Consider the following 25697-nt stretch of genomic DNA (forward strand, 5'->3'; position numbering starts at 1 on the left):
TAGGAATCCCCCACTTCAAGGAACGTTAGTGAGTAAGTGGGGGTAGTTCAAGAAGATAAGTTGGTATTGGTCGATTTAAAGGATAGAGGTTGGGATTTTCCAGGAGGTCATATTGAATTAGGAGAAGAACCAGAAGCATGCTTCAAACGAGAAACTTTAGAAGAAGCGTATGTAGAGGGTCATTGTGAACTTTTAGGTTATATCATTGTGGACCACAGTGATAATAATGATTGGATAGAAGATGGTAAATATCCTAAGGTGGGATATCAGGTGTTTTATAAAATGTCGGTTGATCAATTACATGGATTTGATGCACAATATGAATCTACACAACGAATTCTAATAGATCCAAATCTAGTCTCTCAGTATCACCACAAATGGAATACTCTTTATCAAGAAATATTTGATGCATGTACTGCATCATAATAAAGATAGAAGAAAATCAGCTTTATATTATTTTGAAACTTCTTAACCTGTAAAACGTATGAAGGGGATAAGTTATTTGTTAGGAAGGAAGAGGGGAAGTACTTGAAACTACTAAGGACCAACACAAGTATGAAATTTTTTCTATTTGTTTCGCTGGCGGTGATACTCGTTAACATTCCGATACTCGGCAATTATGTCGGTGTTATTAATACGTTGATTCATGAGTCAGGACATGCCCTTATTGCCTTAATTGGAGGAGATGTACAAAAGATTGGGTTATTTGTGAATACTGAAGGGGTAACATATACCACGCATACTTCGTGGTTCGGGGGGTTCTTCACAGGAATTGCCGGTTATGTTTTTTCCTCCTTTTTTGCTTTCATTTGTTTCTGGTTGATTGGTAAACGGAAATACAAGCTTCTTATGTTTATTTTACTCGGATTTATTTTTATGAATTTAGTGTTTTGGGTACGGAATTTTTATGGGATATTCTGGTTGATTACATTTGGTGCTGGTTTTTTACTGATGGTATGGAAAGCACCACAGAACTTTAATCAATCCGTTTTACTTTTGATTGCTGCAGTCCTACTTGTTGAGTCCCTTACTTCATCTTTTGAAATTTTACTTCTAAGCTTCATCCAACCTGCTTCTGCGGGGGATGCAACAGGTTTGGCACACTCTACCATTTTCATACCAGCTCAAGTCTGGGGAATTTTTTTCATGCTTCAGTCACTTTGGTTTTGTTGGTTTGGCTTGAAAAAGGGCATATTTAGATTAGAAAGATAAAAGAGAATAGAGGACATGGGATGATTTTTCTTTATTATGTATTATTATTTTTAGTAGCATTTGTTTTAGGGTTTTTTAACATTTCACCCTGGATCACGGGAATCATCTTGTTTTGTGGATTTTATATTCTACTTTTACAAAGAAATCCACTGTTATTTGGAAAAGATACAGAAAAGATGGTCCTTTATCTAAAAAATTCCAAACAAGCTTATCTTCAGTTTTTATATCATATTTTTCACGATGATCTGGAAAGCGCAGAAAGACCGTTGATGAAAGTGAAATCAAAAGTACATCGCCGAATTGGTGAAGTGATGATATTTTCTAAACAAAAGCGCTATGATGAAGCAAAACAAGCCATCTCTGAGATGAAAGACAATTATGTGAAATGGTATTATCGTGCAGCCATTGCCCTTGAAGAAAGAGACTATGATACATATCGAGAGTGCTTACCAAAAATCAATAATGAAACATATCGGATTTTGATAGAAGCTGAAGAAAAACGAACATATGGGCATATAGAGGAAGCTCTAAAGATCGTGAAATTGCAGATACCTAAGCTGAGAGGAATCAAATTACTTTCCGCTGTCCATTATCTGGATGAATTGGAAAAGGAAAAGATTCATTGAGCAATCCTATAATAAATGTAAAACCCCCTCAAAATAAGGGGGTTTTGCTCATTCTTTTAACTTAATAAATTCTTCAATGACTCTTGTAAAGTTCCTTTAACCGCTGCTTTTTCAAAAGCGATACCTGTATGAATCATGGTTCTGACAAGTTCTGGACGTAAGCCGGTGATTATAGGTTTTGCTCCCATCATAGCTACGCCTCTTAATACTTTTTGGAAGTGGTCAATATCGTTCATTTCCATCTCTGCAATACCTGATAAGTCAAAAATCAAAGTTTGCACCTTGAGTTTTGCAATATCCATTAGTACTTTTTCTTCGATGATTCTCATACGGTAAGAGTCCATAATCCCTATCAATGGAAGGACTGCGACAGAAGGGCTTATAGGGATGATTGGAACGGAAAGATGCTCAACCATTTGTCTTTGGGTATTAAGTAATTCATCTTTATAACTCGAAAAACTAATGAAGAAAGTGTTTAAAAATTGATCGATTCTATCATTAATTTTCTTTTCTAATGCGAAGAACTCCTCACGCTTTGTATTGGCGTTATTCAATTTATCAAATTGATAAAGGAAATGCCAAAGCGTTCTTCTAATGGCTTGAACCCACTCCAATTTAAAAGAGAGTGATAATGAATGATGAGCCCATGCAATCCCTTCAATTTCTGCAAAAGCGACAAGTTCTTCTTCTTTTTGATTAATGACGTATTGGGATAATTTCCCTGCGTTCTTCAACAAATCTATATTTCCTTTTAGTAAAATCTCTTGAATTTTTGAGGCCACATTAACGGCTTCTGATAAAAGCTTTTTCTCAAATTGTTCTTTGTTTTCAGTAATGAATGCAGTCACGTCAGCTGCTTTGTAATATTCTGTTTCCATCAATGACACTCTCCTCTTGGGTTTGAAAAAGTAATGATATATGGTATTTCTCCATAAAAGATATGTCTTTTAAAAGGAAAACAATTCCTATAAACATTATCGACATAGTAAAAACAAAAATCAACTAAAATGAATTTTGCTTTATTTGTTCATCATCAGATGATATTGGGAAAATTTCTAGAATGCTTTAAAAGGGTTTTTATGGGAGGGGATGGAATTAACTACTCTAGTACTAACTAGGGGGGAATTTATGTCGGTAACATCAGAACTTCAAAATCTTGCAGAAAAAATGAATGCTTATCCCGTCCATATTGAACATGAAAAGGATCGCGTTTTTCAAGTCGATTTACCAAATTGTTCATTGCAAATTAAGCTTCAAGCTGGGAGAGTTGAAATCGATGAATCGATTTCTGCTGAACCAAATGTAACTTTGAAGCTTACAGAAGAAAACTTTTCAAAGCTTCTCAAAGGTGAACTTAATACAACGATTGCATTCATGACTGGTGGACTGAAAGTGGAGGGGAGCATGGGACTCGCCTTAAAGCTTCAGGAAATCCTTCGAAATTACCAATAAGCAACATGAGGAACCGAAAAAGCATCAGCAAGATGCCGATGCTTTCTCGGTTTAATTTTATGAGTTAACCAATGCTCGCACAACGTCCTGGTCGAATACTTTTTTTACGTGTTCTGGTAGTGTTAAGTAAACGAGGCCATTACCCTCGATTTTAGGCGAATTTCCTAGTGGTACGGTCCTTTTGATTAACTGAGCGTACAATTCAGGCTCAGTTAGTTCACGTTGAAAGTTTGAATTAGACAGTACCTTTAACAAAGCTAAGGATCCGGCCACATGGGGTGTTGCCATAGATGTTCCGCTCAGTGTCGCATACTTCCCATTTAGGTAGGTTGAGGTTACTTTTTCTCCAGGTGCAACAACATCTACTTGGTTGTTGGAGTTCGTAAAGTCTGAAGAATGTCGTTCAAGGTCGATAGCACCAACGCAGATGACTTCATTATAACAACCAGGATAGCCCAACTCATCTGTTGAATCATTGCCGTCGCCTTCATTCCCTGCAGCACATACAACAAGGATTTGTGCATTCACAGCCTCTATGATCACATCATGTAGTTCTTTGACGTCGGAAGGTCCTCCTAACGACATACTGATGATATCTACTTTTTGTTCAATGGCGAAGCGAATGGCTTTGATGATCCAGTCATACTTTCCAGAACCATTCTTACCCAAAACCTTTAAGATTAAGAGACTCGCCTCTGGCGCTACTCCCGCAACACCTGTAAGGTTCATACTTGCAGCAATTGTTCCTGCGACATGAGTTCCATGCCCGTTATAATCCTCAAATTTTTCAGGATCTCCGTCGTCATCCGTTGTAAAATTTCTTCCGGCGATGATGCGATCCTTTAAATCGGGATGGTCCGTGTCGCATCCAGTATCCAGAACCGCTACTGTAATCCCTTTACCTCTTGTTTCGTTCCAGATTTCTGGAGCTTGAATGATTTCAACTCCTTGTGGTATTTCATTCACCATTTCCAGCTGCTCTACCAATTCGTACGGGATCAAATGTACATAGTTTTCCATATTTCTCCCTCCTAGAATAAAAGATAGTTAGCAAGCTCTTGATGTTAATAGGTATGATAGCATTATTCTGAATTTTTAGATATATTAAAAAGATACTATTTTTAATAGAGTGATTGGGAAAAAAATATTGATGTTTGCTTTTCGTCTATAAGAATTTCTTATATTGTTCAATAAAAAGTTGATTATATGAACTTTAGATATATGGTGCTAAAATTTTCTTATAAGATAGGGGGAATGATCATGTTTACTCTTAAACCAATTGCAACCGTGAAAAATGACCGTAAAGAAATTGCTGATGATTTTTGGGGAGAGGTAATCTCAGTTATCGAACTAGATTCGGATATTGATGAGCGTAGTTTGGATGGAATTGAGAGCTTCTCACATGTAGAAGTATTTTATGTTTTTGATCGGGTTTCGGATGATAAAGTTGAATACGGTGCACGACACCCGAGAAATAATCAAGACTGGCCTGAGATAGGGATTTTCGCACAAAGAGGAAAGAACCGTCCAAATAAATTAGGTGCGACAATTGTGAAAGTTTTAAAACATGAAGGAAGACTTCTGACTGTAGTAGGACTTGATGCCATTGATGGGACACCAGTCGTTGATTTAAAGCCAGTCATGAAAGAATTTTTGCCAAGAGAAGAAGTCTTTCAGCCAAATTGGTCATCAGAATTGATGGCGGATTATTGGAAGTAGAGAGCCAAAAGCAAAGATGGTAACTATGAACTAAAGGCTCATGAAACAACAGATAAAGAATGATTTTGGAAGGAGCATATCAAAAGTGATAAGCTTCTTTTTTTTTCATAAAAATAGAAGCAGCATTTATATTAAGTACATGGTTCATACAATGGATTGACCAAACTGTTCACGATTTGTTACCTTTAGGTCACATATTAAAATTATACAAAGAGATGGTGAGAATGAATAGTGTAGTTCTGGCTGACATATTTAAAGCATTGTCTCATCCTTCACGGGTTGAGATATTGGATTTCCTAAAAACAGGGCCTTTGACCACAGGAGACTTAAGTAATAAGTTTAATGTTTCTAGGTATGCCGTCATGAAACATTTACAAATACTCGAGGACTGTGGTCTAGTGATTGTTCGAAGGAAAGGAAGAACGCGTCTAAATTACCTGAATGCTGGGTTTCTAAATATCAGTCAAATTTAGCCGCATCATTACTAAATTTAAGAGATGAGGCTGAGAAATTGGAAAAGGGAGAGAGGGATATGAAAAAAATGAAAATTGATTCATTTCAAATTGAACAAGAAATTACAATTGAGGCTTCAAGAGAAACTGTGTATAAAGCTTTGACCGCAGAAATTGATAAATGGTGGACTTTCCGTTTAGGAGAGAATGAATCGAAACTCAGTATTGATCCAAAAATAAACGGACTTTTCTTTGAAGATTGGGGTAATGGGGAAGGTGCTGTTTGGGGGACAATTACTTATCTAAAGGAAAACGAAGAAATTCGACTAAATGGTATTTTAGGAATGAAAGGTGCTGTAAACAGCTATTACTCTTATAGATTGGAAACAGTCGGGAATGCTACTGTCTTAAAATTGTCGCATGAAGCTATTGGCTTTCTAGAGCCGCATTGGGAGGAAGCACACAAACATGGTTGGAACGAACTGCTACAACAAAATCTAAAAACTTATATTGAAAAAAGTGAGGGACTTTAATTTTGGTAGACGTTCTAACTGAAATCATCATTGATTGTCCAAAATCGAAGGTATCAGATTACGCTGCAAATCCTGATACAGCGCCTGAATGGTATGTCAATATTAAATCCTCAGAATGGAAAACGCCTAAACCGTTAACTGTCGGTTCGAAAATTGCTTTTAAGGCGGAATATCTAGGTAAAGAGCTTGCCTATATTTATGAGATTGTTGATTATTTACCTGGAGTAAGGCTGACTATGCAAACAGCTCAAGGACCTTTTCCGATGGAAACAACATATACCTGGGAATCTGTCGATGTAAATCGTACAAAAATGACTTTACGCAATAAAGGAATTCCTAGTGGTTTCTCAATATTTTTCTCTCCAGTTATGTCTCTAATGATGAAAAAGACAAATCAAAAGGATCTAAAGAAAATTAAAGCGATTCTTGAAAGTGAGAAATAATTAGCGAACTAGGCGAACTTATCTGTTATAAGTTCGATTATTTTTTCTAATGGGAATGTGGTTAATTTTTGGAAAATTCAGTTCCAAGCATATTTAGGCAAAATCCCGTCAAATATCTAAAAAACCCGTCATATATTCAAAAATTCACGTCAAAAATGTAAGAAATCCCGTCAAATCATTTTGAACACATTTTTGAGGTGATACAAAAAGGAGCTCATCCCATTGGATAAGCTCCTTTTATCTAATTTTGAAAGGCATCGGCAACAATCTTAAATGAATTCAATCGTTCTTGGTGGTCAAAAATACTAGAATTGATGATCATTTCATCAGCTTGCGTTTCATCTAAGAAATTTTGCAGCTTTTCCTTAACGGTTTCTGGACTTCCTACGATTGAAGATCCGAGACGACCATCTAGAAGAGACAATTCGTATTCGCTAGCAATTTCTCTTATGTTTTCTACAGGTGGCTGCAACTGTCCAGGCGTATTTCTCAACAGTTGCAGGAATTGTTGCTGCATGGAAGTGGAAAGCCACTTCGCTTTTTCATCTGTATCGGCTGCAATTACATTCACACCGACCATTACATACGGCTCCTCGAGTAATTCAGATGGACGGAAGTTTTGACGGTATAATTTTAAAGCAGGTAACGTATTTTCTGGTGAAAAATGACTTGCAAAAGAGAATGGCAATCCCAGTTGTCCAGCTAACTGTGCACTGAACCCACTTGAACCTAACAACCAAATCGGAACGTTAAGTCCTTCTCCAGGAATAGCACGAACTGGAGAGTTACCAGTTGGATTAAAGTATTCGCGAAGTTCATCTAGTTGTTCAGGGAAATCATGGCCATCACTTCGACGATCCCGTCGCAATGCTTGCGCAGTGATATGATCGGTTCCTGGTGCACGACCTAAACCAAGGTCGATTCGACCAGGGAAAAGAGACTCAAGAGTACCGAATTGCTCGGCGATGACTAATGGTGCATGGTTTGGAAGCATAATGCCACCTGAACCCACACGAATGGTGTTTGTGCCTGCAGCGACATGGCCAATCACAACAGACGTAGCGGAACTTGCAATCCCCGGCATTCCGTGATGCTCAGCCAGCCAGAAGCGATTGTATCCCCATTTTTCTGTATGTTGAGCCACATCTAATGTATTTTTTAAAGCATCAGCTGCCGTAAATCCTTGCTTAATTGGTGAGAGATCAAGGACCGAATACTTTATATCATGTAATTGTTTTTTTGACATATTTGTCTCTTCTTTCTCATTTGAATTCTAAAGGGTAGATATTATCAGGTTCCCCAATGAAATGATTTTAACAAGAATTCTTCGTGTATCAAAATAAAAAGTCTTGAAGTTAAGATAATTTATCAAAGGAAATCTAGAATAAGCTAAATACTTTTATGATTGTTCCTACTTATATACACTATGAGCATCTTCTTGTCTGGTGGATTAAGGATTTATAAACAAAGGTAAAACATAATAAGGCAAAAAAGAAAGGATGAATCTCAGTGTCAGGAAAGTTTAACAATCAAACGGTTATTGTTACTGGAGCGTCACAAGGAATCGGCGAAGGCATTGCTAAATCGTTTGCTAAACAGGGTGCCATCGTTGTTATAGCTGATGTTAATGAAGAAAGAGGCATAAAAGTTCAAATGAACATTGCTCAAGATGGTGGGAAAGCTTACTTTTTTCAGACAGATGTTAAAGAAGAAAAGGAAATCATTTCTCTTATGGATATGGTAATTCAGCAGTTCGGAAAAATTGATATCTTAGTGAATAATGCAGGGAAAGTACTTTTTAAGTCCCTTTTGGAACTGTCTGTTGATGAATGGGATGACGTGATTTCTACGAATCTGCGTAGTGTATTCATTGCTTCGAGGGAAGCGGGTAAGAGGATGACAGAAGGTGGAAGAATCATCAATATGGCTTCAACCAGGGCATTTATGTCCGAACCAAATTCCGAATCCTACTCAGCGTCCAAAGGTGGGATTGTGGCTCTTACTCACTCTTTAGCCGCCTCATTGCATACTAAAGGTATTACCGTGAATTGTGTTAGTCCTGGCTGGATTCAAACTGAAAATTACGATGAATTGACAGAGAAAGACCATTCCCAGCATTGGTCGAACCGAGTTGGCAAACCTGAAGATATCGCTAAGGCTTGCCTCTATCTAGCGGATCCAGAGAATAATTTCATCAATGGGCAAAATATTATCATAGACGGTGGCATGACGAAAAAAATGATTTATGAGGAATAATTCTCGATGTGCTGTATACCGTGGGGCTCTCTAGTTATAGAGGGCCTCCTTTATGTTTTGGGAAATTTCTACCACAAGTATTTATTTCAATTCCATATTCATACTGGTAAAATATGTTTGATAGAAGTCAATAGTAAGGAGAATATCGATGCCAATGATAGAGCACAGACAATACATCAATGCTCCAATAGAGTTGTGCTTCGATTTAGCTAGAGATGTCGATTTACATACACAAACTACTTCTAAAACAAAGGAAAAAGCGGTTGGCGGTGTGACTTCTGGATTGCTTGAAGAAGGGGATTCTGTCACCTGGGAAGCAGTTCATTTAGGAGTTAGAAAAAAATTGACTGCTAAGGTTATTCTGATGGAGAAACCCTATAGATTCGTAGATGTAATGGTAAAAGGTGCATTTCAATCCTTCGATCACACGCGTCTTTTTATAGAAGAAGCTGATGGAACGATTATGATTGATCAATTTAACTATAAGTCCCCATTTGGGCCAATTGGGGTTTTGGTAGACAAATTATTTTTAGAAAAATATATGAAATGCTTCATAGTATCTCGCGCAGAAAAATTGAAAGAGATTGCTGAAAAAATCAATTCTGAGAGTAATTAAAGGAGATTTATAATATGAAACCCAACAAACTGAGGATTGGCGATAAAATAGGTATCATCACGCCTTCAACGCCTGCACCCGTAATGTTTCAAGAAAGATACCAAAGAGGCTTAGTGTATCTTAGAAAACTAGGTTTTGATGTGGTAGAAGGGAAATGCTCAAAACTTAGTGAAGGATACCGTTCAGCTACCATCATGGAGCGGGTGGAAGAAATCAATGATTTCTTTCGGAATGATGAAATAAAGGCCATCATTAGTACGATCGGTGGAAACAATTCTAACTCTCTATTGCCTTATCTGGATTATGAATATTTTAAGAGAAATCCCAAAATCGTTATGGGTTATAGTGATGTCACCGCTTTATTATTAGGATTATATACGAAGACGGGTATGACGACTTTTTATGGTCCTGCGATTGTTCCTTCTTTTGGTGAGTTTCCAGAAATGCTGCCTAAAGGCAGGGAGTACTTTGAGAATATCGTTCTGCTTAAGAAAAGAGCACCATATGCCCTTGAGATTCCCCATGAATGGACAGAAGAAATGATAGATTGGAAGAATCCAACCAGAGCAAAACATATGCAAGAAAATGATGGCTGGAAATGCGTTAGGGAAGGTAAAACAACAGGTAAACTCATTGGTGGGAATATGAATACCATGTCTGGATTTATGAGTTCTGAATTCTTCCCTGATTTGACAGACTGCATCCTGTTCATTGAGGACTCATTTAAAGACATGGCGAATCAGGAGCGTTACCTAAGCATGCTTAAACTTGCGGGAGTTTTCGATAAAATAAAAGGTCTGATTGTTGGTAAACATGAACATTTTAAATGTTTGGATGCGCCGTTTTCGTTTGAGGAGCTACTGCTAGAAGTAATTGGAGAAAAGAACTTTCCTATTTTAACGAATGTGGATATCGGACATACGTTTCCATCTCATGTTTTCCCTATTGGAATAAAAGTTGAGCTGGATGCCACAAAAGGATGTATCACATTCTTAGAGGATGCAGTTGTTGAATAATTCATTGCGAGGAGAGTTGGTCAACATAGAAACCGCATTGCTTGTACTTGATATGCAAAAAGATTTTATAAGTGAAAATGGAAAGTTTCTTGTAGCCAAACACCAAATCGAACCAATGCTAGAAAAGGTTAATAGTTTGATTAAGCATGCTAAAAGTCACCATACACCTGTGGTATATGTAGGAAATGAATTTAGAAAAAGTCAATTCATTTCGAATTTTTTTAGAAGCCATGCGGCTACAAAAGGTGAACAGGGTGCGGAATTAGATCAACGGCTCAACGTCATAAACAATATCTATTTTTCAAAACATAAAGGAGACGCATTAAGTAATAAAAAGCTAGTTTCCTATTTGCATAGTCTACAAATTCGAGAGGTCATTATTGTTGGTGTTTATGCGGAGGGATGTGTACTCGCGACTGCAAAAGGATGCTTAAGGAATGATTTTTCAGTCGTTGTCATCTCGGATGCAGTAGCAGGAGCCAGTGATCAGAAGAAGAAAGCTTCATTGCTAAAGTTGAGCTCGTTGGGGGTTAATGTGAAAGAATCATCACAATGGCTTGAATCAGTGTTTCAAACAAAGGATAATGCTCGTAAAAACTAATAACTAAAAAAGGAGCAAATGTTTGCTCCTTTTCCGTTACACCGTATGAGTGGTAAGAGGTTTCTTACTCATTTCGATTTCATTACAAGTCTCTCCAGATAAAATCGAACATTCCTCAAAAGCAAAATGTTTACAGCCCATGCATTTGTGTTGATCTAGATGGGACAAAGCATAATCTATAGCGTCACCGGTATGGTCAAAGAAATGATTCTGACCAATCGTTTCAAACAAATCTGTCTTTTTCAGAATCCTTTCTGGTTGGTGCTGAAGACCTGAAATCAGAAGTGTTCCTCCTTGCTTCTGGAAATGGTGAACAATCTTTGTTAAATACGATTCCCCCGTTGTATCCATATATGGAACTTTACCCATACGTAATATTAATGTCTTTGGTCGATGATTAATGGTATCCATTATCCTTTGTTCAAACATGTTCGCAACTCCAAAGAAAAGGGGACCTTCAACGGTGAAGATGCTTATTTGCGGACAATCGTGACCTTGATTTACAACATGTGAACGTACTTTATGATGTCTGTCTGAAGGGTCAGGCAAAACCTTTGAAACCGTATGGTTGTCACCCATTCTTTTCACAAATAGAAGGATGGATAATACTAATCCTGCTTCCACAGCCGTTGTCAAATCTGTAAAGACTGTTAACAGAAAGGTAACGCTTAACACGATTGACTCACTTGATTTCATTTTTAAAATATGGGTAAATTCTTGTCTTTCACTCATATTCCAGGCTACTAGCATCAAAACTGGAGCCATACTCGCTAAAGGAATATGGGAAGCTAATGGTGCCAAGAGCAATAAGACAATGAGTACGACGACGCCATGAATAATTCCAGACATTGGAGAAGTTGCACCATTTTTAATATTGGTTGCTGTCCGTGCTATTGCCCCTGTTGCAGGGATTCCTCCAAATAGAGGGGTTATGATATTGGCAATTCCTTGACCTACCAGTTCTCGGTTGCTGTTATGTCTGCTTCCAGTCATGCCATCTGCGACAACTGCCGATAATAAAGATTCAATTCCACCTAGCATCGCAATGACAAAAGCAGGCGCAAGTAATTGCTGTATTTTTTCTAAAGTGATATCAGGAAAAGCGAAATTCGGCAAGCTGCTTGGAATACTCCCGAAAGTGGATTGAATGGTTGCAACTTCGCCTGGGTAAAACAAAGCTGTGATCAGGCTTGATGCAATGAGCCCCATTAATGGACCAGGTATTTTAGGTAGAAACTTAGCTGTTAGGAAGATAAAGGTGAAACAAATAGCTGCTGTCATTATGCTGTAGAGACTTAGGGTATCTATGTGGACAAATAGTTCTTTCATGTTTGATAGAAAATCCTCGTGTTTTTCAATTCCCGTTAAACCTAAAAAGTTGGCGATTTGTCCGCTGAAAATAATGACTGCAATGCCTGACGTAAATCCTATGGTCACTGGACGCGGAATAAATTTAATCAAATTACCGAGTTTAAAAATCCCCATCAGTACGAGCATGAAACCCGCCAACATACCTGCGATCAAAAGGTTCTCATAACCGTATGTCATGACAATACCTAATAAGATTGGCACGAAAGCTCCCGTAGGACCGCCTATCTGATACTTAGAACCTCCCAATAGAGAGGTTAAAATACCTGCAATAATCGTTGTGTAAATGCCGTATTCTGGTTTCACACCCGAGGCAATGGCAAAAGCCATCCCAAGTGGAATTGCGATAATCCCCACTATTAAACCGGAGAGTAAATCTTTACGAAAATTCTGGAAGCTGTATGCTTCAAATCTGCCTAAACTACGCGTATAAATCCCTTCTTTTTCTTCAGTTTTCAATATGATTTTCTATATTATAAGACCGCATTTTTTTAGTGTCTATTCGAATTGGTCCACTTTCAAAAAAATAATTGATTTAGTCAATGCTTGTTCACAATTAAGTAAAATAGATTTAGAAGAAAACCTCTAGTATTGAACGCTTTAAATAGTGTATTGGAGCCTGGAAGAAAAGCAAGATCTCAGTCTTTTTTCATTAAAAGACTGGGCACTGGTTATGGGTTGAATCCTGATTCTGTTTATTTATTAGATACAAAGGATTTTGAGCATTGGGTACAAGCAGGATTAGATGAGTTGAATCCGCAAAACGCAAAAGCATTTCTAGAACGAGGGATGAAGCTCTACTCCGGTGACTATCTACCTGAAAGACGCTTTGAGGATTGGTGTATAAATGAAAGGGAACGACTTCTTGTCATTTATTTAAGAGGAGCTGAAAAGCTGGCACAAGTAAGTATTCGCTCTAGAGATTACAACAATGCTATTTATTGGTGTGAAAGAATTCTAGAGAAAGATAACACATGGGAAGAAGCCTATCGATTACTCATGTATTGCTATTACATGAAAAACAATAGACCACAAAGTGTTAAATGGTACCGAAAATGTTGCCAAGTCCTAATGGACGAAATGGGTGTGAAACCACTTGATGCAACAAAAGAAATGCATCGGATGGTTCTAGAAGCAGGTCCACTTGAAATGTTTGAAGAATTGGAAATGTAGTTATTCTTTTTCAGATGGATCGAGTTTCTTAATTGTCCAATAGATGATGCCTGAAAGAATAGAGAAGCCAATGAACGAGAACATGTGATGCCAATAATGTACCGCGAACATATCCCATTTGATGAAAATCGTTTCAATTAGAAAAGAGAAAATTGCTGAGACTAATAAAGAGCAAATAATGTAGCTTTTCCAATGTTTGGTGTACTGATAAACAAACATGAAAGAAACAGGGATGACAGCTAAATCAGCAGGAATTAAAGGTGGGGCCATCGGGAACAGTTTATCTGGATAGGACCACAATATTAAATTGGATCCAATGATATCACAAAGGGCTGCAATTGAGGCCCATAGTAATCCATAGCTAAGGATTTCATATGTTCTTTTCTTATCCCTAAATAAGACCCATAAAACCCACGGCAATATTGAAAAAGCGAGTAAAAACCACCATTTCCAGGTTAGAAACTCATCCGAAATCCAATGCTGATAAGCAAGATCTCTATGGAGTTCACGAGCTCTTAGCACATCATCAAAAGTGGGAACATTCATATTGGAGCTCCTTCATCAATGTATCGTTTTGCACATTATTCTACAGGGACCTTAAATACCATCATTAGAAAAACAATTGCCAAAAGTGAAATCCCATAAGTAGCAATTGGACGAGTGAAGTGTAGACGAATCATGCAATACATTAATGTATAGAAAAGAAAATCCATCCAATATTCGTAACCGTGATGAAGGTCAAGTCTTCCAAACCAGTAGAAGGGAAAACCCACAATAAAGGAGCCGACAACCCATTTGCTAAAATAGATGAAGCGTTCGGAACGGGCTGCAGAAAAAGGATAAAATGTTAAAAATAATAATGTAATGGCTGGTAGATTAATGAATGTATAAGTTAAATCAATGATGACATGTGATTTTGGGAAAAAGGAATCAGGCCTATATTGCCAAAGATAATAATCATGGCATAAAACGTTATAAAGTAAATTGCTGATGACAACATAATGTATTGTCAGAATGTATTTGTTCCATTCTTTCCAATTTCCTTTTTTGATCACAATAAAAACAAGAATAAAAGTTAGTATTAAATGCATGATGTACTCCTTCGATCAATGAACTTTTATGGAGGAAATAAGTATTAGCTAGTGTTTCTATTTTTCCCAAAGTTTATGAAAAAACTTTCGATAAAAATCTTTATGAAAATGGAGAAAAGTTTTGATCTTAAGAATAGTTATTTCAAATCCCGTTTCGGCTAAAGAAGTCTTAGCCTTGCAAATCCCTTCCTATACTGTCGAAGCGAAGTTAATTGATTGTTATGATATCCCAGCTTTAAAAGATTCTGTTGAAACGTTGCAAAAATGCGGAGAGACATTCTTTGGTTATTATGAGAAGGAAATGTTGGTAGGCGCGCTATCTTTAAAAATCCAAGAAGGTGTAATAGACATACATCGATTGATTGTGCATCCTGATCATTTTAGAAAAGGAATCGCAAAGCAACTAATGAATTTTGTAGAAGCTGAGATAGAAGATGTTCATACCATCATCGTGTCAACAGGAAGTAAAAATGAACCTGCCGTTCGTTTTTATTTAAACAATGGTTTTAGGAACATTGGGGAACTACAAATTACTGAGACTTTATTCATTACAAAATTTATGAAAAATGTTGGTTCCCTTCACCATTAGCTGTTTAACCATATTGGTTTTGCAGCTTTATTATTTGTGTTTAAAAGATGAGGATTCCTTGGTCACCCAACGATTAATGCCTAATTGATATATTGTAACTTCTCTGTAAGTTCCTTTTTTTAAGATAAGGTCAAAGCTGTAAACGATTTAAAAGTGAATGAGGGGGTAACAGAGGTGAAGAAAAAACGCAGGTTTTTGCCATTTATGTTCGTACTTAGTTTCATGATCGTTTTTGCCTCAGCTTGTAGTTTCTACATCATCGACAACTAAAGAAAAAGGTGGAGGGAAGAATAAAGAGCAGAAGAATCCTATTATGATTGGTCTACTGGTTGATTTCCGCTACACTAATTGAGGTTATTGAACATTAAACCGACGCACTTCAAATTTGAAGAACGTCGGTTTTTTGATATTTATTGAGACGGATTACGTTTGAGTTTGTTTTTACACATGTGTACGGCTAATAAGAACACTGGTAATAGGATGCCCATGGTAAATGCGAAGGGTATCCATGTCTCCACATCCCATTTGGCTGCATATACCGTATCCCGATAGATTCCTGGCGATAGGGCTCCCATAATCATACCAAGTGGTATAGAAAGAAATTTATCATTCCGTAATTCTAATATCTTCGAGAGTCCTTTTACAGAAGCATAAAAGTATATGGTGCATTTGTAATATATCGTGATGATCCAAATGATTGCCATGATGATTTCAATCCTCGAAAGGAATTGTCCTACAGTAATTCTCTTTGCTAGAGCATAACTTGGGTAGGATTGCATGGCTGTAAAACCTGCACCAAAAACCAATATGGTCACGATTGTAGTAATTATTAGTAGTATACCCCCAATAGAATGACCAATTAGGAAGGCTTTTTTAGATGATGAAGGGTTAGAGATATTAGGGAAAATCATTAACATCACCACTAATGGCATAGAAGATACACTCATAAAAGATAAAGTGGTACGAGTCAAAGGCTTTATTTCTACTTCGAAAACGGGAAGCAGATTTTTTATGTGAAAATCCTTAAATGAAAATATGATTAGAAATAAAAAGAGAAGGAATATCCACGGTAAATAAATTTCTGCACATCTAGACATTGCTTGAATTCCAATACGCGCTCCATAAATCACGCATATCACAAAGGGAATATTGATAGCTAAAATGGGCGTTTCTGCAAATACTTGTGTAACCATAAAATTTCCTACAACCCAGGATAACGTGGTTGCACCACCGATAAATGTGAAGAACACAAAAGCAAGTGCAATTATTTTTCCTGTCCATTTCCCTAGGATCTGCTCGCACATTTGCACAAAATCCAACTTCGGAAATTGTTTTCCTAAATAATCAAGAAAAAATATCATGAAGAGCCCTATCCCTAATCCAAGACATGCAGGTAGCCATGCGCTTTGTTTCGCACCAGCTGCTAAGCCCGCTGGTGTTATTAAGATCGAAGTTCCAATTGTATAAATGATGACCAATACTCCAAACTGACTAGAGGTTATGGGTTTATCTTGCATTTCTATTTCAACAACTTTCCATGTTGAAGAATTTTTTATGGAATCTCTTTCCATACATCTGTCCTTATATTCCCATAAAAGGTTATGAACTATACTCAAAGAAAGTGAAGATGACTAAATTTACGAGGGGAAATAATTGAGGATAAGGCTAATGAAACAAGAAGTGCCAATACCCACAAATATCTTTTGTGATGACGGGTATTGGCGGAATTATTCTATGGATTTGTGGACCACAATCCAGCAGTCTTCATCACAACTCTTGGATTAAGTTTTAATCCTGCAACGACAAGATCAGCTAAATCCTCTGGTTGCATGACATTTTCAGGATTGCCAGAGATTAAATTGGTTTCAATCGCTAAATCAGTCGCCACGGTGCTCGGAGTTAGTGCCATAACTCGAATATTATGTTTCCTCACCTCAAGCATGAGCGACTCTGAAAGACCAAGAACAGCAAATTTGGATGCGCTATATGCACTGGTGACAGGTGCTCCTTTTTGACCTGCGGAAGAAGAAACATTCACAATATCCCCAGATTTTTGTGCAATCATGTCAGGTAATACAGCTCTCGTTACGTTATATACGCCCATCAAGTTTACGCGAATGATTTTTTCCCATTCTTCAGGTTCCAAATCAAGAAAGCCACCAAATTTGGCGATTCCTGCGTTATTAATAAGAATCTCAATCGAACCTAAATCGGATTTGATATGTTCTACAGCATGTTTAACCGATTCTAAATCGGAAACATCAGCTACTGCAGCCGAAACATTCACATCAAATTCTGCTAGTTCGCTAATCACTTTCTCAAGATTGGACATGTTAAGACCAAGTAATCCAAGGTTTACACCTTCTTTTGCTAAAGCAATCGCAGTAGCACGTCCGATTCCGCGACCAGCTCCCGTTATTACCGCAGTCTTTCCATTAAGTGAAATCACTCTATCACTCCTTTAAATCTTAATAAGTATGAACAGAAAGACCTCAACAACCCTGCGGTCTTTCTGTTCAATTCGGACATTCGTATATTATGGCTGTTAACTTCAAATTTTACTCAAGATTTACATGTTTCTATTTTCAGCATCATTGGTACAGAAATAAGTGTAATTCCTGGAATGAATATCGTGAAGTACGCACTTTAATTTTAGATAGTGTCAAAAAATATACCGTTGGTTCTAATTAGAGTGTGGATGTGTTTCATATGTCACGAAAAGAAGAAAAATCGTTTAAGTTTTCCAAAAAATTTACATATTGACTAAATTAGTAAAATATTCTATTTTTAAGTTCAATATAGCATTATTGAAAGGAGTTTGTGGCTTATGGGCCAGCAAAGAGTGAGATTGTAAACTTTGGACTTATTTAATTATTTAATTAGTTTTTTAGGAGAATTATATGAAAAAAACAAAACTAGGTGGAATTTCTTCGGTTATTGTAGGATTATTGTACTTTTTAACGGTTATTATTGTTCTCCTTTCTCCACCTGGAGCTAATCCAGTCGTTGATCATGTGACATATATGAATCAACTGATCGCGGTCCATTACATACTCGCTATATTGGGTGTACTTGGAATCATGGTTGTACTTGCAGTTTCAAATAGTTTAGAAGCATTCACCTCTAAAAGCGAGTGGTATTCCTATTCAAAGATTATGGCCATCATCGGATTTTCGGTCCTTGCCTTGAACAATTTCCGCCAAATTGGCATCGATCATGAACTTAGTCATGAGGCAATGGCCAAGGGTGGAGAGACGCTTGATACAATTGTCATGTCGTGGGTAGGACTAGTTGAATTAAGCCCACAAGGTTGGTTAGATTTTGGGTTTGTAGGATTATGGGTTCTAACTGTTGGTATCATCACATACAAACACAGTTCTAAAAAAATCTTATCCGGTTTAGGAGTCGTAGCTGGGGCTTGTTTTATTTTGACCGTTATTGGCAATGTAACAGGTATATCTCTGCTTGTCATGATTGGAATGGGATTAGGGGGACTAGTGGTTATGCCTATCTGGTTTATTGCTAATGGAATTGGTCTATTAAAGAGAAATAAACAAGTTGTAAGCCAGCAATCTAGTAATGTTACAGTTTAAATTCTTAACTCAAAAAGGGTGATTTTAAAATGGTGAACTTAGTTCCTCACAGCCTGGATTTTGCAGAAAGAATCTTTCAATTGTCTTCGGATGAGGAAGTTAATCATCACTTAAGCTTTAAGGACGATTCCGTAGAAGAAACGAAATGGTTTATCACTCATATTATAAACGAAGAAAAAGAGGGCAGAGCTGTCAGCAGGGTAATCCTTGACGATAGGCTTGAACCAATAGGTTTAACGACACTCATGAGTATTAATCATGACAAACGTAGCTGTCACTTAGGTAGTTGGTTAGGGAAGGACTACTGGGGTAAGGGGTATAACCAAGAAGCAAAGGAGCAAATTCTCGAGATTGCTTTTGAACAACTTGGTTTAGAAAGGGTGTTTGCAGGTGCCCGCGCCGAAAACATCCGTTCACAGAAAGCCCAAGAAAAACTCCCATACATTACATTAAACGTCCAAGACCTTTATCCACAAGAATTAGAAACGCTCGAGAAAAAGGAAAAGGTTCCTTGTGTGTTGCACGCTTTTTTCAAGGAGGATTTCTTGAAATATAAAGCTAAAGCTAGAATATCTGCACTCAATAAGTGATTATTCAATTGCAAAAAAAAACATTAGAAGCAGTGTTTTCGCTATAGAAATCACTGCTTTTAGTTTCTATGATCCAATATCAAATTATCTAACAGGCAATTCAACAACAAAAGTAGTTCCTTCTTCTGCTTTACTATGAACGATGATGTTTCCATCATGCAATTTGACAATGGTATCTACAATGGAAAGACCGAGTCCTGTCCCCTCGATTGTCCGTGTACGCGCTCTATCAGCCCGATAAAAGCGTTCAAAAATCCTTCCTAATTCTGTTTTATCTAGTCCAATTCCTGTATCCTTAAAAGTCACTTTGATCGATTCTTTGCTTTCTACAATGGAAATGTCTATATTTCCTTGAGGTTTATTATACTTGATGGCATTCGATAATAAGTTATCCCAAATGGTATTTAGTAAAGATGGATCACCCAGGATGCTAGTCTCAGGCAGGGTGTAGGAAATCATTATTTCCTTTTCACTTATTAGCCATTGATAATTTCTGATTAACTCTTTTATTTGCTGATCGACATTGAATCGCTTTTTTACCATCAACTCATTATTTCGATCTAATGAGGCAAGAAGTAATAATTGTTTCGTTAATGTTGAAAGTCTTTTAATTTCACCATTAATGATGGAGACGTACTGAGATCTTTCTTCAAGACTCATTGATTCATTATCCAGTAGGTTCGTGTATCCTTTTATGTTGGAAAGAGGTGACTGTATATCATGTGAAATGTTTGAGATGAATTCCTTCCTCATCTCATCCATCTGTTCCAATTTCTTCGCCATTTGTAAGAAACTATGTGACAGTTCCCCCAATTCGTCACGACGATTTATATCCAGTACTACATTAAAGTTTCCGTTCGCAAGTGATTTGGTTGCGTTGGTTAGTCTTGATATTGGTTTTACTAAGTATTTCGTACTGAATACAACCATCACAATACTCAAAGTAATAGCTAATGTGAGAAGCCACCCGAATAATAGATGCATTTCATTAAATAGAAGCTTAATATCCGGTCTAAGAAATAGTGCGAAATCTTTTCCGTTATGTGTCAATGGGATACCTATCGAATTCTTCAATTCATTTGCAAAGAAACCTGTTACAAATGTGTGTTCCGGAAAATGAAGAATGCCATGATAAATATCACCATTCAAAACATACTGTTTAGTAGAAGAAGGGAGAGAATTGTCCCTGAATGGTGCGCCAAAATAAGATTCTTTCCCTAAAGGGTCTACTAAGTAAATTTGATATCCGATGGCTGAAATGTTTTCTAAATACTCATTTAAGTTGACATCAGGATGATTTTCAACAAAAACGGCAATATCTAATGCAATTTTTGTATTTTTTTGATCATTAAAAGGCTTCAATTTTTGTTGGTAATAGGTGTTGGAGATAAAAAAAGCTAAGATACCACTTAGAAACATAATTCCTATCGTAACTACTACAAATTTTACATAAAGAGATTTCAACGGCGTTTAACCTCCAATAGATATCCCACTCCACGTACTGTCTTGATTTGAAAATCATCTGATAATTTAGAAAAACGTTCTCTTAATCTTTTGATATGAACATCTACTGTTCGGTCATCGCCTTCATAGTCTAACCCCCAAATTTGCCCGATTAATTGATCTCTAGAAAACACTTGCGCAGGATTTGAAAATAACAGATTCAAAAGTTCAAATTCCTTCAAAGGTAAAAGGATGGTTCGGTCGCCAATTTTTACTTCATAGCTTTTTTTGTTTATGATTGTATCTCCTATGCGGATTGTGCTTTCATCAGATTGGCTATCGTATCTCCGGAGCAAAGCTTTGATTCGGAAGATTAATTCTTTCGGTTCAAATGGTTTAATAAGATAATCATCCGTCCCAGATTGAAAACCTTCCTCTTTATCCTCGATTTGATTCTTAGCCGTTAAAAGGATTACTGGTATGTCATATTGCTTCCGAATCTCTCTCGTCAAAGCATACCCATCTATATAAGGCATCATGACATCTACAACCGCTAAATTACATCGTTCCTTTTTTAGGATCTTCAAGGCTTCGATACCGTCTTTTGCACCGAATACTTGATAACCTGCGTCGGTTAATTGAATACCTAGTAATTTAAGAATATTGATATCGTCATCTACAATAAGAATGTTTGTCATCGTATTTACTCCTGTATATTGATCATTTGCCTACAAACCAATTAAACATGTCTATTAAATATTAATACAAAAAAATAGCCCTGCACAATCTATCAGGGCATGTAGTAAAAATGTTTTCATGAGCTTTAAGAAGTTCCTGAAAGGTTAAAATTTCTACTCATGAAACAAGTCCATCATTCATGTTAATAATATGATCTGCATAAGCAAGCATTTCTAGGTCATGGGTAACCATTAAGGTAGTTATGTTCAAAGTTTTAGTAAGGCTACTAATTAGTGACATTACGTCTTTAGATCTTTTTGAATCCAAGCTTGCAGTCGGTTCATCTGCAAAGAGAATTTTTGGTTTATGGATGATTGCGCGAGCAATTGCGACACGCTGTTTTTCCCCGCCTGACAATGAAGCTGGGTAGGCGTTCCTCTTATGTTCCATTTCGACTAATTTTAAAACTCTCTCAATTTCTTTCTTTGGTTCATTTTTCTTTAATTTTATTCCTGAAACATCCAGCATGAGCATCAATTGTTCCTCTACTGTGAGAAAAGGAACGAGATGTGCAAATTGAAATACGAAGCCAAATTTTCGTGCACGTATTTTACGAATTTGCTCTTGACTTAAGATACTCATATTTTCTCCTTCAAATACTATTTGACCTTCTGTTGCAGATTGAAGTCCCGCTGCAATCGTAAGGAGGGTACTTTTGCCAGATCCTGAGGCACCAACCAATGCTGTAATTTCGCCTTCTCTAAGAGTAAGATTTATTCCTTTTAAGATTTCTTCCTTTACTTCACCATTTGTAAATGTTTTTGTTACTTCATTCATTGAAAAAAAGGTCATTTTAAATCTCTCCTTGTTGAATGGCTTGTAAAGGCTCAACTTTTTTAATTTGAACACCCGAAAGGGTAGATCCTATAAAACCGATAATCACAAAGACGATCGACAATTCTATGGTTGTTTCAAGGGTTAGACTGAAGGGCATTCCTTTAGGTGCAAGAATATTAAAAATTTGACTTAATGCAACAGATAAGACAAGTGCGAAGGTTGTAATCAAAAGCATTTGTGTCCACATCATCTTGAACAACGCACTTGTTTTCACACCAATCGCTTTTAAGATGCCGAACAACGCTATCTTTTGAACATTCATCATATAAAAGAAGATGGCGAATAACATTCCGCTAATGACGACTAGAAACCAAACAATCATATTAAGGGATAACTGTTCTGCGCTATAACTAGGAATAGTTTGGAGAAACTCTTTCTTTGTATATGATTGTAATTCGGGGAAAACTTGTGTTTTCTTTCCTCCTGGTATAAAAAGCAGCTGCATTTCATCATCGCGGTAAATTTCTTTGTAATTCTCTATGTTAATATAAGCGACGGGTGAATGACTGTATTTCTTTTGATCAACGAAACCTCTTACTATAAATTGACCACTAAATTGATTGTTGGTTAAGATATCTCCGACTTTTATGCCTGCATCTTCCATTGATCGATCTAGTATGATTTCTCCGTCTTTAACGTTTTCAAACAAATTGGAATCAGTTGAAGTTACAAAAGCGACGCTTCTTTGTTTCTCATTCCTATCATTCAAAAAGCCCAACTGAATTGAAAAAGCTACCGCATCTTTTTGTTCATTTAACATTTCCTCTTGGGTACTGTTATCGATTCTCGATAGATTATGGGTGTCGTCTGCATTTGCATTCATGAAAAATTGACCGTTTGGCAGATCTTTAATTAATGCTGCATTATCTTGAGATAATCCATTCGCTAATCCAGAGATGATAAACGTCAATAAGCTAACCAGAATTATGATTGAAGCTAAAATCAGGAACCTTACTTTATTTTTCTTCATTTCTTTCCAGGCAATGTTCATATTAACTCCTCCAAACATCTTTGTTATACATAGATTAAACGTTATATATGAACAGAAGATGAACAGATAATAGCTTGGATTCGTGATTAGCACTAGAACATGTACTTTTGTAGACGTGCAACGAATTTCCATAAGCCTCATAACATATCGTAATTGTTCTAGGAGGTATATTTATGTTCAACTATCCAAATGGAGGTCATCCTTCACAACCAAATCCATCAATACCCGATCAATGGGTGCAGTATATCCAACCACTATTGGACGAAGCATTGAAAGAAGTCAATGAAGGAATAAATTTGACTCACTTGTTCCAAGAGTACATTTTAGCAGGTGTACTAGTGGGCAAAGGGTTTTCGCCTCAACAAGCCATCGCACAGGTTGAAAAATGGGAAAAGAGTGGGGAATCGAAGCTATTAGTACAAAGCAAAATGAAGAAATAAACATTGGGCAATGAATGGGTTCATTTGAAATGAACTGCAGAAAAAGACCGTTCAGGATTCATACCAGAACGGTTTTTTTTCTGTTTATGATTGGTTCAATTCATACTCGGATTATTTAACAAGATTAGGAACATTGAACAGATATAAGAAGATGAATATTGTATGTTCAAAGACTTTTGATTTTTCAATTCATCTAAAGGAAGTTGAATCTGAATAAAGAGCCTTTTTCATCTGATATCGCTAATTTGATAGGAAATGAAACAGTGCTGGGACTCGCTCTCTAAAAGCGTCATAGTTGTGTTCACCATCTGTGATGATACTAAAGTTTGTCTGAGGGAGTTTCTGATTGATAATTTCATATATAGCTTGATTAGATGCTAAAAATCCATTACTGATTTCCTCATTATTTGCAGATTCTTTCGTCCCGCAGTCCATGTAAAAACTTTCAATGGAAGACAAATCACTTTCCCTCAATAGTACCTCAATTTCTTCTTGATTACGGAAGAATGCCGATGAGAAGACGGAAATGTTTTTAAATAGGTTTGGATATGTGCAAGCCGCGTACGTAGCGATAAGACCACCTAACGATATTCCAGCCATTGCTGAATATGCTTTATTCGTCCGGTATTGTTGTTCTATATATGGTATAAGCTCAGATACAATAAATTCTATATACTGTTTTCCTTTTCCACCAAGTGAACTTGGTTCTCCAGTTAACCTTTCGCTATATTCTCCGATCACCCAAGGGCAATATTCATTCATTCGCTCCTCTAGGTTCAAGTCGATTGCGACGACAATCACCTTTAATGCATTTTGATTCAGATAGTCTTCCAATCTTAATGAGTTCCCCTTGATAGCTTCCTCATCATTAAAGACATTCTGACCATCGTGCATATATAGAACAGGATATTCTTCATTTGCTTGCTCATAGTTATTTGGAAGATAAATGCGAATTATTCTTTCTTGTTTTAATATCGAGGAATAAAAGGATATCTTCTTTAACAGTTGAACCACAACCTTTCAGATTCTATTTGTTTACTTATTTTAACAAATAAAGAATATTATAGCTGAAATTTCTAAGGAAATAGTATAATTAGTTTAATTATTAAAGAGGCTTTGATTGAATTGGAGATGAAAAAACATGCAGGAACTATTTAAGGTAGTGATTACACCATTTAATCGTGAACGTACGATAAGGGTATACTTACCGCTCGATTACAAAACATCTGATAAGAAGTATCCTGTCCTTTATATGCATGACGGACAAAATCTATTTCGAGATGAAGATGCTTCTTTCGGCACCTGTTGGGGTATTCAACACTACCTCGACAAGAGCGGATTAGATTTGATTGTCGTTGGTATCGATTGTGATGGAGAAGTACGTCTGGATGAATATGCTCCATGGCCAAATGTAACGGTTGGCAAAGAAATGTTGAATGTAGACAGGGTTTTTGGCGGAGAAGGGAAGCAATATATCGACTATATCGTTTCAGAGCTTAAGCCCCTCATTGATCGTACTTACAGAACAATTCCAGAAGATACATCAATGGCCGGGAGTTCAATGGGTGGCTTGATTTCAACCTATGCAGCTTGTGAATACCCTCATATATTTAAAAAAATTGCTTCCATTTCATCTGCTTATTGGTTTAATCAAGATGAGATTGAAAAGTTAATTGAAGAGAGTGACTTATCAGCTATCAATAAATTTTATCTTGATATTGGGACGAAAGAAATTGCTGATGAATCACGGAATCAAAGATTTATAGAGTCTAGTAGAACAGTTTATGATTTGTTTAAAGACAAAGTAGGCGATTCCCGTTTCGTCATTGCAGAAGGTGCGGAACATAATGAAAAGGCATGGCGTGAGCGTGTGCCGGAGATTTTTGCATATTTATTTGAGCCATTAAAGGAGAAGTAA

Annotated in this window: 31 protein-coding genes; 18 read left to right on the plus strand and 13 right to left on the minus strand. The window is 36.8% G+C overall.

Annotation, left to right across the window (positions count from 1 at the left end):
• The first annotated feature begins 36 nt into the window (after positions 1–36).
• From BMZ31_RS09825 to BMZ31_RS09835, 3 genes are all read left to right on the plus strand, one after another.
• Positions 37–426 (plus strand): NUDIX hydrolase, encoded by a 390-nt coding sequence (locus BMZ31_RS09825; protein WP_090831569.1) that lies wholly within the window; start codon positions 37–39, stop codon positions 424–426.
• Positions 427–555: 129 nt separating this feature from the next.
• Complete coding sequence (locus tag BMZ31_RS09830) at positions 556–1212, plus strand: M50 family metallopeptidase (RefSeq protein WP_175478064.1); 657 nt, start codon at positions 556–558, stop codon at positions 1210–1212.
• A 20-nt stretch (positions 1213–1232) separates the two neighbouring features.
• Complete coding sequence (locus BMZ31_RS09835) at positions 1233–1838, plus strand: hypothetical protein (protein WP_090831571.1); 606 nt, start codon at positions 1233–1235, stop codon at positions 1836–1838.
• Between the two features lie 56 nt (positions 1839–1894).
• Here BMZ31_RS09835 and BMZ31_RS09840 read toward each other — a convergent pair whose 3' ends face one another.
• Positions 1895–2716: an STAS domain-containing protein gene (locus BMZ31_RS09840; RefSeq protein ID WP_090831572.1), complete on the minus strand. Its 822-nt coding sequence runs from the start codon at positions 2714–2716 to the stop codon at positions 1895–1897.
• Positions 2717–2966: 250 nt separating this feature from the next.
• Here BMZ31_RS09840 and BMZ31_RS09845 point away from each other — a divergent pair, with 250 nt between their 5' ends.
• Entirely contained in the window at positions 2967–3290 is a 324-nt protein-coding gene (locus BMZ31_RS09845; RefSeq protein WP_090831573.1) for an SCP2 sterol-binding domain-containing protein, read from the plus strand.
• A gap of 57 nt (positions 3291–3347) precedes the next feature.
• On the opposite strand, the gene BMZ31_RS09850 is transcribed toward BMZ31_RS09845, so the two are convergent.
• Positions 3348–4310, minus strand: coding sequence for a S8 family peptidase (locus BMZ31_RS09850; RefSeq protein ID WP_090831574.1), 963 nt, complete (start codon positions 4308–4310; stop codon positions 3348–3350).
• A 234-nt stretch (positions 4311–4544) separates the two neighbouring features.
• Between BMZ31_RS09850 and BMZ31_RS09855 the strand changes: the two genes are divergently transcribed.
• From BMZ31_RS09855 to BMZ31_RS09870, 4 genes are all read left to right on the plus strand, one after another.
• Complete coding sequence (locus BMZ31_RS09855) at positions 4545–5009, plus strand: SAM-dependent methyltransferase (RefSeq protein WP_139205935.1); 465 nt, start codon at positions 4545–4547, stop codon at positions 5007–5009.
• A gap of 224 nt (positions 5010–5233) precedes the next feature.
• Entirely contained in the window at positions 5234–5482 is a 249-nt protein-coding gene (locus BMZ31_RS21045; RefSeq protein WP_175478065.1) for an ArsR/SmtB family transcription factor, read from the plus strand.
• 59 nt (positions 5483–5541) lie between these two features.
• A complete protein-coding gene (locus tag BMZ31_RS09865) occupies positions 5542–5994 on the plus strand; it encodes an SRPBCC family protein (RefSeq protein WP_139205937.1) in 453 nt (150 codons plus the stop codon).
• 2 nt (positions 5995–5996) lie between these two features.
• Positions 5997–6437, plus strand: coding sequence for an SRPBCC family protein (locus BMZ31_RS09870; protein WP_090831578.1), 441 nt, complete (start codon positions 5997–5999; stop codon positions 6435–6437).
• A 241-nt stretch (positions 6438–6678) separates the two neighbouring features.
• On the opposite strand, the gene BMZ31_RS09875 is transcribed toward BMZ31_RS09870, so the two are convergent.
• Positions 6679–7683, minus strand: a complete 1005-nt coding sequence (locus BMZ31_RS09875; protein ID WP_090831579.1) for an LLM class flavin-dependent oxidoreductase — start codon at positions 7681–7683, stop codon at positions 6679–6681.
• Between the two features lie 263 nt (positions 7684–7946).
• Here BMZ31_RS09875 and BMZ31_RS09880 point away from each other — a divergent pair, with 263 nt between their 5' ends.
• From BMZ31_RS09880 to BMZ31_RS09895, 4 genes are all read left to right on the plus strand, one after another.
• The gene (locus BMZ31_RS09880) at positions 7947–8693 is read left to right on the plus strand and encodes an SDR family NAD(P)-dependent oxidoreductase (RefSeq protein WP_090831580.1); all 747 of its coding nucleotides are present in this window, start codon (positions 7947–7949) and stop codon (positions 8691–8693) included.
• Positions 8694–8841: 148 nt separating this feature from the next.
• A complete protein-coding gene (locus BMZ31_RS09885; protein WP_090831581.1) occupies positions 8842–9309 on the plus strand; it encodes an SRPBCC family protein in 468 nt (155 codons plus the stop codon).
• 14 nt (positions 9310–9323) lie between these two features.
• The gene (locus BMZ31_RS09890; RefSeq protein ID WP_090831582.1) at positions 9324–10325 is read left to right on the plus strand and encodes a S66 family peptidase; all 1002 of its coding nucleotides are present in this window, start codon (positions 9324–9326) and stop codon (positions 10323–10325) included.
• Positions 10318–10926, plus strand: a complete 609-nt coding sequence (locus BMZ31_RS09895; RefSeq protein WP_175478066.1) for a cysteine hydrolase family protein — start codon at positions 10318–10320, stop codon at positions 10924–10926. Before BMZ31_RS09890 ends, BMZ31_RS09895 begins: the two co-directional genes overlap by 8 nt.
• A 36-nt stretch (positions 10927–10962) precedes the next feature.
• On the opposite strand, the gene BMZ31_RS09900 is transcribed toward BMZ31_RS09895, so the two are convergent.
• On the minus strand, positions 10963–12729 hold the full coding sequence (locus BMZ31_RS09900) for a SulP family inorganic anion transporter (RefSeq protein WP_090831997.1): 1767 nt from the start codon (positions 12727–12729) through the stop codon (positions 10963–10965).
• Between the two features lie 156 nt (positions 12730–12885).
• On the opposite strand from BMZ31_RS09900, the gene BMZ31_RS09905 reads away from it, so the two are divergent.
• Positions 12886–13467 (plus strand): bacterial transcriptional activator domain-containing protein, encoded by a 582-nt coding sequence (locus BMZ31_RS09905; protein ID WP_090831584.1) that lies wholly within the window; start codon positions 12886–12888, stop codon positions 13465–13467.
• On the opposite strand, the gene BMZ31_RS09910 is transcribed toward BMZ31_RS09905, so the two are convergent.
• Positions 13468–14013, minus strand: a complete 546-nt coding sequence (locus BMZ31_RS09910) for a CBO0543 family protein (RefSeq protein WP_090831585.1) — start codon at positions 14011–14013, stop codon at positions 13468–13470.
• Between the two features lie 35 nt (positions 14014–14048).
• Positions 14049–14558 (minus strand): hypothetical protein, encoded by a 510-nt coding sequence (locus tag BMZ31_RS09915; protein ID WP_090831586.1) that lies wholly within the window; start codon positions 14556–14558, stop codon positions 14049–14051.
• Between the two features lie 121 nt (positions 14559–14679).
• Between BMZ31_RS09915 and BMZ31_RS09920 the strand changes: the two genes are divergently transcribed.
• The gene (locus tag BMZ31_RS09920; protein WP_090831587.1) at positions 14680–15147 is read left to right on the plus strand and encodes a GNAT family N-acetyltransferase; all 468 of its coding nucleotides are present in this window, start codon (positions 14680–14682) and stop codon (positions 15145–15147) included.
• A 410-nt stretch (positions 15148–15557) separates the two neighbouring features.
• Here the strand turns inward: BMZ31_RS09920 and BMZ31_RS09925 are convergent, their stop codons facing one another.
• Both BMZ31_RS09925 and BMZ31_RS09930 read right to left on the minus strand, forming a co-directional pair.
• Entirely contained in the window at positions 15558–16664 is a 1107-nt protein-coding gene (locus BMZ31_RS09925) for a GerAB/ArcD/ProY family transporter (protein WP_175478067.1), read from the minus strand.
• Between the two features lie 215 nt (positions 16665–16879).
• Positions 16880–17596, minus strand: a complete 717-nt coding sequence (locus tag BMZ31_RS09930) for a 3-ketoacyl-ACP reductase (protein WP_090831589.1) — start codon at positions 17594–17596, stop codon at positions 16880–16882.
• A 451-nt stretch (positions 17597–18047) separates the two neighbouring features.
• On the opposite strand from BMZ31_RS09930, the gene BMZ31_RS09935 reads away from it, so the two are divergent.
• Complete coding sequence (locus BMZ31_RS09935) at positions 18048–18740, plus strand: hypothetical protein (protein ID WP_090831590.1); 693 nt, start codon at positions 18048–18050, stop codon at positions 18738–18740.
• Positions 18741–18769: 29 nt separating this feature from the next.
• Positions 18770–19330, plus strand: coding sequence for a GNAT family N-acetyltransferase (locus tag BMZ31_RS09940; RefSeq protein WP_090831591.1), 561 nt, complete (start codon positions 18770–18772; stop codon positions 19328–19330).
• An 84-nt stretch (positions 19331–19414) separates the two neighbouring features.
• Here the strand turns inward: BMZ31_RS09940 and BMZ31_RS09945 are convergent, their stop codons facing one another.
• The 4 genes from BMZ31_RS09945 to BMZ31_RS09960 all read right to left on the minus strand — a co-directional run bounded on the left by BMZ31_RS09945 (position 19415) and on the right by BMZ31_RS09960 (position 23339).
• The gene (locus BMZ31_RS09945) at positions 19415–20794 is read right to left on the minus strand and encodes a sensor histidine kinase (protein WP_090831592.1); all 1380 of its coding nucleotides are present in this window, start codon (positions 20792–20794) and stop codon (positions 19415–19417) included.
• Positions 20791–21471, minus strand: a complete 681-nt coding sequence (locus tag BMZ31_RS09950; RefSeq protein WP_090831593.1) for a response regulator transcription factor — start codon at positions 21469–21471, stop codon at positions 20791–20793. Before BMZ31_RS09950 ends, BMZ31_RS09945 begins: the two co-directional genes overlap by 4 nt.
• A 157-nt stretch (positions 21472–21628) precedes the next feature.
• Positions 21629–22303, minus strand: coding sequence for an ABC transporter ATP-binding protein (locus BMZ31_RS09955; RefSeq protein WP_090831594.1), 675 nt, complete (start codon positions 22301–22303; stop codon positions 21629–21631).
• Between the two features lies 1 nt (position 22304).
• Positions 22305–23339: an ABC transporter permease gene (locus BMZ31_RS09960; RefSeq protein ID WP_090831595.1), complete on the minus strand. Its 1035-nt coding sequence runs from the start codon at positions 23337–23339 to the stop codon at positions 22305–22307.
• 173 nt (positions 23340–23512) lie between these two features.
• Between BMZ31_RS09960 and BMZ31_RS09965 the strand changes: the two genes are divergently transcribed.
• Positions 23513–23779 (plus strand): hypothetical protein, encoded by a 267-nt coding sequence (locus BMZ31_RS09965; RefSeq protein WP_090831596.1) that lies wholly within the window; start codon positions 23513–23515, stop codon positions 23777–23779.
• Between the two features lie 240 nt (positions 23780–24019).
• Here the strand turns inward: BMZ31_RS09965 and BMZ31_RS09970 are convergent, their stop codons facing one another.
• On the minus strand, positions 24020–24793 hold the full coding sequence (locus BMZ31_RS09970; protein ID WP_254778726.1) for an alpha/beta hydrolase: 774 nt from the start codon (positions 24791–24793) through the stop codon (positions 24020–24022).
• 127 nt (positions 24794–24920) lie between these two features.
• On the opposite strand from BMZ31_RS09970, the gene BMZ31_RS09975 reads away from it, so the two are divergent.
• Positions 24921–25697: an alpha/beta hydrolase gene (locus tag BMZ31_RS09975; protein WP_090831597.1), complete on the plus strand. Its 777-nt coding sequence runs from the start codon at positions 24921–24923 to the stop codon at positions 25695–25697.

It is taken from the genome of Bacillus sp. cl95 (genome assembly GCF_900115925.1).
In the GTDB taxonomy this organism is placed as follows: Bacteria; Bacillota; Bacilli; order Bacillales; family Cytobacillaceae; genus Neobacillus_A.